This is a genomic window from Halorubrum distributum JCM 13561 (assembly GCF_000337395.1).
GTDB lineage: Archaea > Halobacteriota > Halobacteria > Halobacteriales > Haloferacaceae > Halorubrum > Halorubrum distributum.
The window spans coordinates 101,919-114,892 of the sequence record NZ_AOJF01000057.1 but is presented as its reverse complement, the minus strand read 5'-3'; the positions used below and the strand labels follow the sequence as shown (position 1 = coordinate 114,892).

Annotated in this window: 12 protein-coding genes; 9 read left to right on the top strand and 3 right to left on the bottom strand. The window is 69.2% G+C overall.

The window, feature by feature from the left end; genetic code table 11:
• Positions 1-17: 17 nt before the first annotated feature.
• Positions 18-1,379, bottom strand: a complete 1,362-nt coding sequence (locus C470_RS13995; RefSeq protein ID WP_008368050.1) for an NAD-dependent succinate-semialdehyde dehydrogenase — start codon at positions 1,377-1,379, stop codon at positions 18-20.
• Positions 1,380-1,574: 195 nt separating this feature from the next.
• Between C470_RS13995 and C470_RS13990 the strand changes: the two genes are divergently transcribed.
• Genes C470_RS13990 through C470_RS13960 form a run of 7 tightly spaced genes read left to right on the top strand, consistent with a single transcriptional unit; the run spans position 1,575 to position 8,934 of the window.
• Positions 1,575-2,900: an ABC transporter substrate-binding protein gene (locus C470_RS13990; RefSeq protein ID WP_008368048.1), complete on the top strand. Its 1,326-nt coding sequence runs from the start codon at positions 1,575-1,577 to the stop codon at positions 2,898-2,900.
• Between the two features lie 16 nt (positions 2,901-2,916).
• Positions 2,917-3,810, top strand: coding sequence for a branched-chain amino acid ABC transporter permease (locus C470_RS13985; RefSeq protein WP_004599042.1), 894 nt, complete (start codon positions 2,917-2,919; stop codon positions 3,808-3,810).
• Positions 3,807-4,988 (top strand): branched-chain amino acid ABC transporter permease, encoded by a 1,182-nt coding sequence (locus C470_RS13980; protein ID WP_004599040.1) that lies wholly within the window; start codon positions 3,807-3,809, stop codon positions 4,986-4,988. The genes C470_RS13985 and C470_RS13980 overlap by 4 nt, the downstream gene beginning before the upstream one ends.
• Positions 4,985-5,758 (top strand): ABC transporter ATP-binding protein, encoded by a 774-nt coding sequence (locus tag C470_RS13975; protein ID WP_008368047.1) that lies wholly within the window; start codon positions 4,985-4,987, stop codon positions 5,756-5,758. The genes C470_RS13980 and C470_RS13975 overlap by 4 nt, the downstream gene beginning before the upstream one ends.
• Complete coding sequence (locus tag C470_RS13970) at positions 5,755-6,468, top strand: ABC transporter ATP-binding protein (protein WP_004599036.1); 714 nt, start codon at positions 5,755-5,757, stop codon at positions 6,466-6,468. The genes C470_RS13975 and C470_RS13970 overlap by 4 nt, the downstream gene beginning before the upstream one ends.
• Positions 6,461-8,110, top strand: coding sequence for a long-chain fatty acid--CoA ligase (locus C470_RS13965; RefSeq protein WP_008368045.1), 1,650 nt, complete (start codon positions 6,461-6,463; stop codon positions 8,108-8,110). Before C470_RS13970 ends, C470_RS13965 begins: the two co-directional genes overlap by 8 nt.
• Positions 8,107-8,934 carry an SDR family NAD(P)-dependent oxidoreductase gene (locus C470_RS13960; RefSeq protein ID WP_008368044.1) on the top strand — a complete coding sequence of 276 codons (828 nt, stop codon included), beginning with the start codon at positions 8,107-8,109 and terminating at the stop codon, positions 8,932-8,934. Before C470_RS13965 ends, C470_RS13960 begins: the two co-directional genes overlap by 4 nt.
• Before the next feature lie 27 nt (positions 8,935-8,961).
• Here C470_RS13960 and C470_RS13955 read toward each other — a convergent pair whose 3' ends face one another.
• Complete coding sequence (locus C470_RS13955) at positions 8,962-10,029, bottom strand: phosphotransferase family protein (protein WP_008368042.1); 1,068 nt, start codon at positions 10,027-10,029, stop codon at positions 8,962-8,964.
• A 199-nt stretch (positions 10,030-10,228) separates the two neighbouring features.
• On the opposite strand from C470_RS13955, the gene C470_RS13950 reads away from it, so the two are divergent.
• Positions 10,229-11,449, top strand: a complete 1,221-nt coding sequence (locus tag C470_RS13950) for an acyl-CoA dehydrogenase family protein (protein WP_008368040.1) — start codon at positions 10,229-10,231, stop codon at positions 11,447-11,449.
• 21 nt (positions 11,450-11,470) lie between these two features.
• Here C470_RS13950 and C470_RS13945 read toward each other — a convergent pair whose 3' ends face one another.
• The gene (locus C470_RS13945; protein ID WP_004599026.1) at positions 11,471-12,001 is read right to left on the bottom strand and encodes a winged helix-turn-helix domain-containing protein; all 531 of its coding nucleotides are present in this window, start codon (positions 11,999-12,001) and stop codon (positions 11,471-11,473) included.
• Positions 12,002-12,245: 244 nt separating this feature from the next.
• Between C470_RS13945 and C470_RS13940 the strand changes: the two genes are divergently transcribed.
• Complete coding sequence (locus C470_RS13940) at positions 12,246-12,905, top strand: ArsR/SmtB family transcription factor (protein ID WP_008368038.1); 660 nt, start codon at positions 12,246-12,248, stop codon at positions 12,903-12,905.
• The last annotated feature ends 69 nt before the right edge of the window (positions 12,906-12,974 follow it).

The window sequence follows — 12,974 nt, the reverse complement described above, 5'->3', positions numbered from 1 at the left end:
ACTACCCTTCGATGGGGTCACTCGACCCAGACGGTCTTGCGGTTGACGAACTCCTTGATCCCGGCCTCGGAGAGCTCCCGGCCGTAGCCCGAGTCCTTGACGCCGCCGAAGGGGACCCGCGGGTCGGACTTGACGAGCTGGTTCACGTACACGCAGCCCGCGTCGATGCGGCTCGCCACGCGCTCGCCGCGGTCTCGGTCCTCGGTCCAGACGCTCGCGCCGAGCCCGAACTCGGTGTCGTTGGCCGTCTCGATCGCCGCTTCCTCGTCGTCGACCTCGTACACCGTGGCCACCGGCCCGAACGTCTCCTCGGTGTCGACGGGGCAGCCATCGGGGACGTCGGTCAGGACGGTCGGCGGGTAGAACGCCCCCGCCCGGTCGAGCGGCTCGCCGCCGGTCACGAGCGTCGCGCCCGCGTCGACGCTCGCCGTCACCTGCTCGTGGAGCGACTCCATGAGGTCCTCCCGCGCCTGCGGCCCGACGTCGGTCGCCTCGTCGGTCGGGTCACCGAGGACGAGGGCGTCGATCTCGTCGACCAGCGCGTCGAGGAACGCGTCGTACACGTCCGTGTGGACGACGAAGCGCTTCGCGGCGATACACGACTGCCCCCCGTTCAGGTTCCGCGCCCAGGCGCCCGTCTCGGCCGCGGCCGAGACGTCGGCGTCGTCGAGGACGAGGAACGGGTCGCTCCCGCCGAGTTCGAGGACGGTCTTTTTGAGCTGTTCGCCGGCGCTCGCGGCGACCGCGCGCCCGGCCGGCCCGCTCCCGGTCAGCGTCGCGGCCCGGACCCGGTCGTCCGTCAGGAGACCGTCGACGAGGTCCGAGGGGATCAAAAGCGACTGGAAGACGTCGTCGGGGTATCCGGCCTCGCGGAACACCTCCTCGATCGCGAGCGCGCATCCGGGCACGTTCGACGCGTGCTTGAGGATTCCCACGTTCCCGGCGGTAAGGTACGGCGCGGCGAAGCGGAACACCTGCCAGAACGGGAAGTTCCACGGCATCACCGCGAGGACCGGGCCGAGCGGCTCGTACTCGGTCTTGACCGCGGAGCCCGGGGGACTCGGGTGGTGGTCCGCTTCGAGGTACGCGCTCGCGTGCTCCGCGTAGTGGTCGCAGACCCACGCGCACTTCTCGACCTCGCCGATCGCCTGCGAGATCGGTTTCCCCATCTCCCGCGTCATCGTCTCGGCGTACTCCCGCTTGTTCTCTCTGAGCACGTCGGCCGCGTTCGCGAGGAGCCGCTCGCGGTCCCGGAGCGGGCGAGTCCGCCAGTCCTCGAACGCTCGCACCGACCGACCTAACGCCGCTTCGACGTCGTCCGCGTCGTGTTCGTTGTACGTTTCGATCTGTGCTCCGGTCGCCGGGTTTACCACGTTCATGAGGGGTGTGTGAACGTTGTACAGTCGTTGTAATAGTAGTCACGCCGGAAGACGGGCCGCCGACCCCCGCGTTCGGCCCGGCCGATTCGGGTTCAGGCCGGGGATCTCGGGAGAGACATAAATTTCCCAATACGTCCGTGTGTCATAGACCCGCATATTTATGTGGAGAGCGATACTCACGGACGATTGTTAACAATGGTAACCGAAGACAGCGATACCGAAAACAAGTATAAACGGGCCGACGCCGCTGAGACGAGTTCGGAACGCAGAGCGCCGGTCGGGCGGCGACGCTTCCTCCAAGCCGCCGGCGCGGGGACGGCGGTCGCGCTCGCCGGCTGTTCGGGCGGGGGCGGCGACGGCGGCCCGGTGACGCTCGGCGCCGCCTACATCCTCTCCGGGTTCGCGTCGCTGTACGGCGAGGAGGCCGAGCGCGGGATCGAATTCGCGGTGTCGGAGATCAACGACAACGGCGGCATCGACGGCCGAGACGTCGAGGTGCTCGTCCGTGACACCGAGGCGAGCGGCGACACGGCGATCCAGCAGATCCGCAGCCTCGTTCAGGAGGACAACGTCGACGGGCTGTTCGGGCTCGACTCCAGCGGCGTCGCGCAGGCCGTCGCGCCGCAGATCTCGCAGCTCCAGATGCCGTTCATGATCACGCACGCGGCGACCCCGTTCGTCACCTCGCCGCAGGGCGAACACGAGGACTCCGTCGGGAACGAGTACGTGTTCCGCGACTCCAACAGCCTCGCACAGGACGTCTACGGGGCCGCGCGCACCGCCCAAGAGCTCGACGCCACCGAGTGGGCCACCATCGGCCCGGACTACGCGTTCGGGTACGAGACCTGGGACTACTTCCAGGCGTACTGCGACGGGCTCGGCGTCGAGGCCGAGTTCACGGCCGAGCAGTTCCCCGCGCTGGCGACGAGCGACTACACGCCGTTCATCAGCTCCATCCTCGACGCCGACCCGGACGCGGTGCTCACTCCCCTGTGGGGGGCCGACCTCACGACGTTCATCGGGCAGGCCGAGAGCGCGGGCTGGTTCGACCAGATCGACCACACGCTGTTCAGCGTCGGGATGGGGACGGACCTGCCGAGCGACGGCAGTCCGCTCCCGGAGGGAGAGTACGCCTCCACCCGGTACGATCCGTTCGTCCCGGACACCGAGGCGAACAACTCGTTCCGCGAGGCGTACTACGAGGAGTACGGCTCCCTTCCGACGTACAACGCCGAGGGGGCGTATCGCGCGCTCCACCTGTACAAGGAGGCGATCGAGTCGGCCGGGAGCACGGAGCCCGACGCGCTCGTCGACGAGTTCACCGGCATGGAGCATTCGGGCCCCGTCGGCGAGTACCAGTTCACCGAGACGAACCAGGCGACGGTTTCGTCCATCTGGGGCACCGTCACGTACGACGAGGAGTGGGAGAGCAACGTGCTCGACCCCGTGAATCGGTACGAGGCGGGTCCCGACGTGCTGTCGGACGCGCTCGGCGACTCCGACCTCCCGACGGGTATCTAAGCCCGTCGCCGTTCTCATGAGTCTCACATCACTCGTTCCACTGATCGGTATCGCCGACGTCGTCATCGGGCTGAGCCTCGGGAGTCGGCTCTTCCTGATCGCCGTCGGTCTGAGCCTCATCTTCGGCGTGCTCGGCGTGCTCAACTTCGCGCACGGCGGGTTCTACATGCTCGGTGCGTACGTCACCCTCGCCGTCGTCTCGAACGTCGTCGACAACTTCTGGGTCGCCGCCGTGGTCGGCGCGCTCGCCGTCGGCGTCGTCGGCGCCGCGATCGAGTTCTCGGCGATCCGCCGGCTGTACGACCGGGTCGACTCGGACCTCGACCAGCTCATCGTCACGTTCGGGTTCGTGCTCGTGATCCACGAGACGGTCCGGTTCGTCTGGGGGTCGGGGTCGTACTCGATCGACCCGCCGGACGTGTTCAACTTCTCCGTGACGCTCGGCGGGAGCACGTTCAACGCGTACCGACTGGTCGTCATCGGCCTGGCCGTGGGGGTGCTCGTCGCGCTGTGGCTGTTCATCACGCGGACGTACTTCGGCTCGCTGGTCCGGGGGACCTCCTCTGACCGCGAGATGGCGGCCATGCTCGGCGTCGACGTGCCACGGCTCTACACCGGGGTCTTCTTCCTCGGGAGCGTGTTGGCCGGGCTCGGCGGCGCGCTCTCGGCGCCGCTCCAGTCGACCAGTCCGGCGCTCGGCGACCAGGTGATAATCGACGCGTTCATCGTCGTGGTCATCGGCGGACTCGGGTCCATGAGCGGCGCCTTCGTCGGCGCGATGCTCATCGGCATGATGCAGAGCCTCGGTCCGCAGTTCATCAGCGCCGGCAGCATCGCGATCCCCTTCCTCGCGATGGTGATCGTGTTGCTGATCCGTCCCGAGGGCCTGTTCGGGGGGATCGGCGAATGAGCGCGACCGACACGGGCGGCCGGGTCAGCCGGTTCGGCTCGGCGGTCGCCGAGGGGTGGACCCGCGAGCGGTTGGGCCTCCTCGGCGCCGTCGCGCTGGTGCTCGTCGCCTTCGCGCCGCCGTTCCAGGTGTACCTGTTCACCGACTTCCTCGTCGTCGCGCTGTTCGCGCTCGGCTTCAACCTGCTGTACGGCTACACGGGCCTGCTGTCGTTCGGTCACGGCCTGTTCTACGCGGGCGGCGCGTACGGGATCGCGATCGTGTTGCGGGACCTCGGCCCGGTGATCGCCGACGTCGTCGGCGCCGGGATCTCGCCGCTCGTCACGTTCGTCCTCGGCGGCGTCGTCGGCCTCGCGCTCGTCGTCGCCCTCGCCGTGCCCGTCGGGTGGCTCAGCGTCCGGCTGGAGGAGATATACTTCGCGCTGATCACGCTCGCGTTCGGGATGTTGGGCTACTCGCTCATCATCCAGGACCCGGCGGGGCTGACGAACGGGACCGACGGGGTGATCGTCCTGCTCGGGACCGTCGACCTCGGCGGCTTCAGCCTCCGGATCGGCGGCCGTCGGATCTACTACGCCATTTCGGCCGTCACCGTGGTCGCGGCGGTGTACGGGGTGTGGCGCGTCGTCAACTCGCCGTTCGGGACCGTCTGTAAGGCGATCCGCGAGAGCCCCGACCGCGCGGCCGCGCTCGGGATCGACGTCAGCCACCACCGGTGGATGACGTTCATCGTCTCGGCGGCGGTCGTCGGAATCGCCGGCGTGTTGCGCGCGGGGCTCGCGAGCGTCGCGTCGCCCGGGCTCACGCACTGGTCGACGAGCGCGATCGCCGTCATCGCGACCGTGATCGGCGGCGCGACCTACTTCTACGGCCCGATCGTCGGCGCGTTCATCTTCCTGTACATCCGGTGGGCGATCAGCCGCTTCCCGGCGCTCGAAGCGTACTGGGAGCTGTTCTTCGGCGCGCTGCTCATCGCCGTCGTGCTGTTCTTCAAGCAGGGCGCCGTCGGCGGTCTCCTGCTGCTCCGCGACCGTCTGTTCGGGGACGGAGACGCCGACGACGCGGGGAGTGGCGGTGGCGGCGCCCGCGACGACGGCGGGCAGGCGACGGCTGCGACGGACGACGGAGCCGAATCGGGCGACGACAACGCGCGCGCTGACAGAGGTGATAACTCGTGACGACCGTTCTCAAGACCGAAGACCTCCGCAAACAGTTCGGCCAACTGACCGCCGTCGACGACGTCTCCATCGAGATCGACGACGACAAGATCACCAGCATCATCGGCCCGAACGGGGCCGGAAAGACGACGTTCTACAACCTGCTGACGGGCGTGCTCGAACCCACGTCGGGGTCGATCTGGCTCCGGAGCGGAGAGGGGGACGAGCTCGCCGACGTCACCGACGCGGAGCCGCACGAGGTGGCGCAGGCGGGGCTCTCGCGCTCGTACCAGATAACGAATATCTTCGAGGGGCTCACCGTCCGCGAGAACGTGCGGGTCGCCCGGATCAGCCACGAGGGGACCCGGCTCGACTTCCGCTCGCGGGCGACCGGCGACGAGTCGGTCGAGGCCGACGTCGAGGAGCTGTTGGAGCTCACCGGACTCACCGGCATCGCGGACACGCCCTGCGACACGCTGAGCCACGGCGAGAAGCGGACCGTCGAGATCGCCTTGGCGCTCGCCATCGAGCCGAACGTGTTCCTGATGGACGAGCCGACCGCGGGGATGAACCCGACGGAGGTCACGGAGATCGTCTCGCTGATCCGCGAGCTCGACGCGGACCTCGACGCCACGTTCGTCGTGACGGAACACAACATGGACGTCGTCACCGATATCTCCGACCGGATCGTCGTGCTCGCCGAGGGGTCGATCCTCGCGGACGGGGCGCCGGAGGACGTGCTCACGGACGAACGGGTGACCGAGGCGTACCTGGGGAGTGATAGCGTATGACGATACTCACGGTCGACGACATCGACACGTACTACGGAAACAGCCACGTGCTCCACGGGGTCTCACTGGAAATCGACGAGGGCGAGGTGGTGACGCTGCTCGGGCGCAACGGCGCGGGGAAGACGACGACGATGCGGTCGATCGTCGGCGCGTCGCCGCCGCGCTCGGGGTCGATCACGTACCGCGGCGAGGAGATAGCGGGGCTGTCGTCCGACGAGATCAACGGGCGCGGAATCTCGCTCGTGCCGGAGGACCGCCGGGTGTTCCCCACGCTGACCGTTCAGGAGAACCTCCGGCTGGCCCACAACCTGGCGAGCGACCCGCGGCCGGTCGAGGAGATGTACGAGCTGTTCCCGGCGCTCGACGATCTCCGCGGCAGCAACGGGCGGAACCTCAGCGGCGGCGAACAGCAGATGGTGTCGGTCGCCCGCGCGCTCGTTCAGGCCCCCGACGTGCTGCTGCTTGACGAGCCGACCGAGGGGCTCGCGCCGGTGATCGTCGACGACTTGCGAGAGATCGTCCAGACGGTCGTCGACCAGAACGTCACCGTCCTGCTGACCGAACAGAACGTCGAGTTCGCGTTCGACCTCGCCGAGCGGGGGTACATCATGGACACCGGCGAGATCGTCTTCGACGGCACCGTCGCGGAGATCCGGGACCGCGAGGACCTCCTCGAAACGTACCTCTCCGTGGGGAGCGCCGATGCCTGAGGAGCTCACTCTCCGCCCGTTCTTCTGGCGGGCGACGCGGCTGTTCCCGGAGACGGAGGTCGTCTCGCGCACCCACGACGGGGTCGACCGCTACACCTACGCCGACTTCGGCGACCGCGTCCGGCGGCTCGCGACCGCGCTCGCCGACCTCGGCGTCGATCCCGGCGACCGCGTCGGGACGCTCGGGTGGAACACGCACCGACACCTCGAGGCGTACTACGCGGTCCCCCTCTCCGGCGCACAGCTTCACACGGTGAACCTCCTCTTACAGGAGGACAACGTCGAGTACATCATCAACGACGCCGCGGACGACGTGTTGATCGTCGACCGCGACGCGGTGGCGATCCTTGACCGCCTGTGGGACCGGATCGACGGCGTCCGCGAGGTCGTCGTCATGGACGATACGGTGCCGGAGACGGAGGCAGACCTGCCGCTGTCGGCGTTCGAGGAGCTGATCGCGGACGCCGACCCGATGGAATCGTGGCCCTCGCTCTCCGAGGACGACCCCGCCGGGATGTGTTACACCTCCGGGACGACGGGGCAGCCGAAGGGCGTCGAGTACACCCACAAGATGATCTACGCCCACGCGATGATGGTGATGACGCCCGCCGCGCTCGACATCGCCGAGGACGACGTGGTGATGCCGGTCGTCCCGATGTTCCACGTGAACTCCTGGGAGTTCCCGTACGCCGTGACGATGGCGGGCGCGAAGCAGGTGTACCCGGGGCCGTCCCCGGACCCCGCCGACCTCGTCGAGCTGATCGAGGAGGAGGGCGTGACGCTCACCGCCGGGGTCCCGACGGTGTGGATCGACGTGCTCGACCACTTGGACGAGCACGGCGGCGACCTCTCCTCGCTCGAACGCATCGTCGTCGGGGGGAGCGCCGCGCCGCGGGAAGTGATGCGCCGGTACGAGGACGAACACGACGTGACGATCGAACACGCGTGGGGGATGACCGAGACGATGAGCATCGGCTCGGTCTCGCGGCCGGCCTCCGGAACCGCGGACGGCGACCGCGAGGCGGAACTCGACAAGCGGGCGAAACAGGGGCTGCTCTCGCCCGGGCTGGAGATGCGGGTCGTCGGAGACGACGGCGAGCCGATCGCCTGGGACGGCGAGGCGTTCGGCGAGCTGCTCGTCCGCGGGCCGACGGTCGTCGGGGAGTACTACGACCGCCCGGAGGCCAACGAGACGGACTTCGTCGCGGCCGAGGACGGCGGCGCGCGCTGGCTCCGCACCGGCGACATCGCCACCGTCGACGAGGACGGGTACATTGAGGTCGTCGACCGCGCCAAGGACGTGATCAAGTCGGGCGGCGAGTGGATCTCCAGCATCGAGCTGGAGAACGCGCTGATGGCGCACGACGACGTCGCCGAGGCCGTCGTGATCGCGGCGCCGCACGAGCGCTGGCAGGAGCGGCCGCTGGCGTTCGTCGTGCCGAAGGCGGGCCGCGAGCTCGACGTGGACGCCGTCCGGGCGTTCCTCGAAGCGGAGTTCCCGCGCTGGTGGCTCCCGGACGACGTCCGGTTCCGCGAGGAGATCCCGAAGACTGCGACCGGGAAGTTCGACAAGAAGACGCTTCGAGAGACCGTCGAGGAGCCGGAGCTCCCGTACGCCCCGGGCGAGGGGGGCGGCGAATGAGCGGCGACGACGCGCCGTCGGCCGACGGAGACGGGGCGGACGCCGCCGCCCCGACGCCGGGCGACGCGCTCCCGGACCTCTCCGGGAAGGTCGCCGTCGTCACCGGCGGCGGGCGTGGGATCGGGCGCGCCGTCACCCTCGGGCTGGCCGCGGCGGGGGCGACGGTCGTCCCCTCGGCGCGGACGGCCGCGGAGGTCGAGGCCGTCGCCGACGAGGCCCGCGACATGGGCGTCGAGGCGCGCGGGATCACCGCCGACGTGACCGACGACGACGACGTGGCCGCGCTCGTCGAGGAGACTGTCGAGGCGTTCGGCTCGCTCGACGTCCTCGTCAACAACGCCGGGTTCAACCCGGGGGACGCGCTCGGCGACCCGAGCGAGGTCGAGTCGGACGCGGTCGACGGCGTGCTCGACGTGAACCTGCGGGGCGCGTTCCGGACCCTCCGGGCCGCCGGCCCGCACCTCCGGGAGGCCGAGGGGAGCGTCGTCAACGTCGCCAGCGTGGCGGGGGAGGTCGGCCTCCCGAAACAGCATCCGTACGTCGCGTCGAAGCACGGGCTGGTCGGGCTGACGAAGAGCGCGGCGATGGACTGGGCGCCGGACGTGCGGGTGAACGCCGTCGCCCCCGGCTACGTCGCGACCGACCTGACGGAGACGCTCCAAGAGAACGAGCGGCTCCGAGAATCGATCCTGAACCGGACGCCGCTCGACCGCTTCGCCGAGCCGATGGAGATAGCCGGCCCGGTCGTCTTCCTCGCGAGCGACGCGGCGAGCTTCGTCACCGGCGAGACGCTCGCCGCGGACGGCGGCTGGACGGCGCGGTAAGTCGCCGCCCGCGGCCCGACTGCGGGCCTACAATCGCTCGGTCTCGCCTTCGACGTACGCGAGCGTCCGCGCCGCGAGCTCGGGGACCTGCGTCTCCATCTTCGGATACAGCGGGTCGTCGCTGTCGTCGTTCAGGTGCCGCGCGAGGAACATCTCGCCGAGCGCGGCCATCTTGTACGCCGCGAGCGCGCGGTAGAACCGCTCGTGGGCGAACTCGCGGCCCGTCACCGCCTCGTACCGGTCGATCAGTTCCGCACGGGTCGGGTACCCTTCGCGGGCGGTGAACGTCGACATCAGGTCGGGCATCGCCGGGTCCGGGTCGCCCTCGTCGTACCAGAACAGCAGCAGCCAGCCGAGGTCGGCGAGGGGGTCGCCGAGCGTCGACAGCTCCCAGTCGAAGACGGCGACGACCGCGGGCGGCGTCCCGGGCCCGTACATCACGTTGTCGAGCTTGAAGTCGCCGTGGACGAGCGTCTCCGGGTGCTCGTCGGGCACGTTGTCGGCGAGCCAGTCGCCGACGGCGACCAGGTCGGGTACCTCCCTGACCGACTCCGTCGTCCCGAAGGCCCAGTCGAGCTGGTCCGTCCAGCGCTCGACCTGCCGGCCCGTGTACCCCGCCGGGCGACCGAACTCACCGAGGCCGACCGCCTCGTAGTCGACCGCGTGGGTCGCCGCCAGCGTGTCGACGAGTTCGACCCCGACCCGCTCGCGGGCGGCCGGGTCGGCGAACCGCTTCGGCTCGGCGTCGCGCAGCACGTCGCCGTCGGCGCGCTCCATGACGTAGAAGTCGCTCCCGAGCACCGCGGGGTCGTCGCAGGCGCGCAGCGTCTGGGGCACCGGGACGCCGGTGTCTCCGAGCGCGTCGACGACGCGGTGTTCGCGGAGCACGTCGTGGGCCGTGTCGGCCGTCTCGCCGGGCGGCGGCCGCCGGATGACCAGCTCGCGGTCGCCCCACGTGACGAACAGCGTCTCGTTCGAGTGCCCCTCGGCGTGTCGCTCGACGTCGAACCTGTCCACCGGCCCGAACTCGGCCGCGAGATACGTCCCGAGCGCGTCGTCGTCGACCAGCCTGTCGAGGTAGTCGGGGTCGGTCACGACCGGTCGTCCTCCGTTCGACGCGGTCCGGAGGCAACGGCGGGTGACCGATCTATGCCCGAACGGCTTTCATCGGTTGTCGCATATTCGGCTAACATTGTAAATCTATTTTTCGGTACATTGGGGATCAGTTTCCCCTCATATAGAATTTTGGGAGAATAGCCGGAACCACTATTTACATTGCTAAATAAGGAACGGTATGGAGTACGACGACATCGGACGCGGACCGGAGGTCGCCGAAGCTGTCAGGGAGTTCGTCGAGGAGACGGTTCTCCCGGTCGAGCGGGAGTGGCTCGGACGGGGGCCGATCCCGCCGGCGGAGATCGAGGCGCTGCGCGACGCCGCGCGCGACGAGGGGATCTACGCTCCGCAGGTCGACGAGGAGTACGGCGGGCTCGGGCTCGGCTTCCGCGAGATGCTCCCCGTGTTCGAGGAGGCGGGACGGAGCCTGCTCGGCCCGACCGCGCTCCGGTGTGCGGCGCCGGACGAGGGGAACATGCACACCCTCGAGATCGCGGCCACCGAGGACCAGAAGGAGCGCTGGCTCCGCCCGCTCGCGGCCGGCGAGATCGACTCCGGCTTCGCGATGACCGAGCCGATGGGGGGCGGAGGGTCGGACCCGAAGATGCTGGGGACGACCGCCGAGAAGGACGGCGACGAGTGGGTCATCGACGGCCACAAGTGGTGGACGACGGGGGGACTCGACGCCGACGTGTTCCTGACGTTCGCGCGCACCGACCAGGAGGCGCACCCGTACGCGGGCTGTTCGGTCATCCTTGTGCCCGCCGACGCCGACGGCGTCGAGATCGTCCGGAACATCCCGCACCTCGGCGAGGGGTTGGTGGGGACGACGCACGCCGAGATCCGGTTCGACGGCGTCCGGGTCCCGGTCGAGAACACGCTCGGCGAGGAAAACGAGGGGTTCACGCTGGTCCAACGGCGGCTCGGGCCGGCCCGGCTCACCCACTGTATGCGGTACGCCGGGATGGCCGACCGCGCGCTCGACATCGCGACCGCCTACCTCTCCGAACGAGAGGGGTTCGGTGAGCCGCTCTCGGAGAAGCAGGGCCCGCGGTTCCGGATCGCCGACCGCCGGACCGAGCTCCACGCCGCCCGCACGATGGTACGGCACGCGGCCGGCCGGATCGCCGACGGCCACGAGGCGCGGATCGAGGTGGCGATGGCGAAGACGTTCGCGGCGAACGTGGTCCAGGAGGCGATCGACGACGCGCTCCAGTTCTGCGGCGGGAACGGGATCGCCTACGACCTGCCGATCGCGCGCTTCCACGAGAACGTCCGGCAGTTCCGCATCGTCGACGGCGCCGACGAGGTCCACCGGCGGACGATCGCGCGGGACGCGTTCGAGGACCCGCCGACGGAGGAGCTGGAGGCCGTCACTCGGTTCGGGGAGTTCGACTGATTCGGTGACCGATGACGACGGTCACTCGTCGTCGCCGTCCTCCTGAAACACCTCGAACAGCTCGGGGTCGGTCCCGAACTTGAGGACGTTCGTCACGACGGAGTTGCGGAGGTTGGTGATGAGCTCGCCGTACTCCTTGTAGAACTCGTGGATCCACTTCGACTCCTGTTCGCGGTCTTTGAACATCATGATGGTCTTCCACTGGTAGTCGCCGTCGGAGAGGAAGTACATGAACGTGTGGCGGCTCGACCGGATGTGTTCGAGCGCGTCCCGCCAGTTCTCTTCGAACCCTTCGGGGTTGAACTGGAACTCGAAAAGCGAGAAGAAGAGGTGTTCCTCGTTGGGGACGAGCGCCTCCCGGAACACCCCGTCCTCGCGCATCCGCCGGATCGACTCGTTGACGGTGACGTGAGAGACGTCGATGTCGTACTCCTCGTCGAGGAGGTCCCGGAGCCTGCGGGAGGTGAGCTGCGGGTCGCGCGCGAGTTCCTGTAAGATGATCGTGTCCCGCTCGGAGAGGTTCCATTCGGGACGCGGCTGTTTCTCGGGCATTCCCTCCGTAAGGGTGCGCCGTCACGGTAATCAGTATTTGGGCCGCCGCGGCGGGATCGAGATACGTCGCAGCGTGAGGCGGTCGAGCGAGCGAGCCGCACGCGCTCGGGGGCGACCGCCTCAGCGGCGGGCGAAAGCGAGCACGAACGAACCGCACCACCCGCCGTCCCGTCCTTCGATCTCCGCTCGACGCGTCCGTCGCCGGAAGCCAACCTTTTATCCGCTGAACGCTAACTACACGTTAATGGACTCCGCGGTACTGCTCGATCTCCTCGGCAACGAGAACCGGCGGCGCATCCTCCGGCTTCTCGCCACCAAGCCCTGTTACGTCACGGAGATCTCGGAGTACTTGGACGTGAGTCCGAAGGCGGTGATCGACCACCTGCGGAAGCTGGAGGAGGCCGGGGTCGTCGAGTCGACGACGGACGACCAGCGGCGGAAGTACTTTCGGATCGCGCGCAGCCTCCGGCTGGAGGTGAGCGTCTCGCCGTACGGCTACGGCGCGAAGAGCGCCTACCCGGCGAAGAACAGCCTCGACATGTCCGGCCGCTGTCCGCACCTCTCGATCGAGGCCCCCGACGGCTCGGGCTCGACGGGCGACCTCGCGGAGCTCGCCGAGGAGTTCGCGCGACTCCAGGACCTCGACCGCGAGCTCTCGCTCGCCCAGCGGTGGGTCCAGGGCCGCGTCGAGGACGCCCTCGCCGAGATCGACGAGCGGCTCGGCGGGCAGGCCGACAGCCGCTTCTTCGCGGCCGTCATCGCCGCGGTGGTCGAGACGGACGGCACGCCCGCGGCGGTCGCCGACGAGGTCGGCGCGCGGGAGTCGACGGTCGAGGGCGCGCTCCGCCGGCTCTCCGACGTGGGCGTCGTCGCCCGCGACGCCGACGGGTACCGAGTCCGGTAGGGGCCTCCGCCCGCCGTTCCCTCCCGGGCGAATCCAGCGAACGCGGCCGTTTCCGGAACCTTTTGGCGC

Coding starts and splice junctions, on each gene's coding strand:
- C470_RS13970 (WP_004599036.1), top strand. CDS start 5,755: ATGACGATACTCACGGTCGACGACATCGACACGTACTACGGAAACAGC.
- C470_RS13985 (WP_004599042.1), top strand. CDS start 2,917: ATGAGTCTCACATCACTCGTTCCACTGATCGGTATCGCCGACGTCGTC.
- C470_RS13980 (WP_004599040.1), top strand. CDS start 3,807: ATGAGCGCGACCGACACGGGCGGCCGGGTCAGCCGGTTCGGCTCGGCG.
- C470_RS13960 (WP_008368044.1), top strand. CDS start 8,107: ATGAGCGGCGACGACGCGCCGTCGGCCGACGGAGACGGGGCGGACGCC.
- C470_RS13990 (WP_008368048.1), top strand. CDS start 1,575: ATGGTAACCGAAGACAGCGATACCGAAAACAAGTATAAACGGGCCGAC.
- C470_RS13995 (WP_008368050.1), bottom strand. CDS start 1,379: ATGAACGTGGTAAACCCGGCGACCGGAGCACAGATCGAAACGTACAAC.
- C470_RS13950 (WP_008368040.1), top strand. CDS start 10,229: ATGGAGTACGACGACATCGGACGCGGACCGGAGGTCGCCGAAGCTGTC.
- C470_RS13965 (WP_008368045.1), top strand. CDS start 6,461: ATGCCTGAGGAGCTCACTCTCCGCCCGTTCTTCTGGCGGGCGACGCGG.
- C470_RS13940 (WP_008368038.1), top strand. CDS start 12,246: ATGGACTCCGCGGTACTGCTCGATCTCCTCGGCAACGAGAACCGGCGG.
- C470_RS13945 (WP_004599026.1), bottom strand. CDS start 12,001: ATGCCCGAGAAACAGCCGCGTCCCGAATGGAACCTCTCCGAGCGGGAC.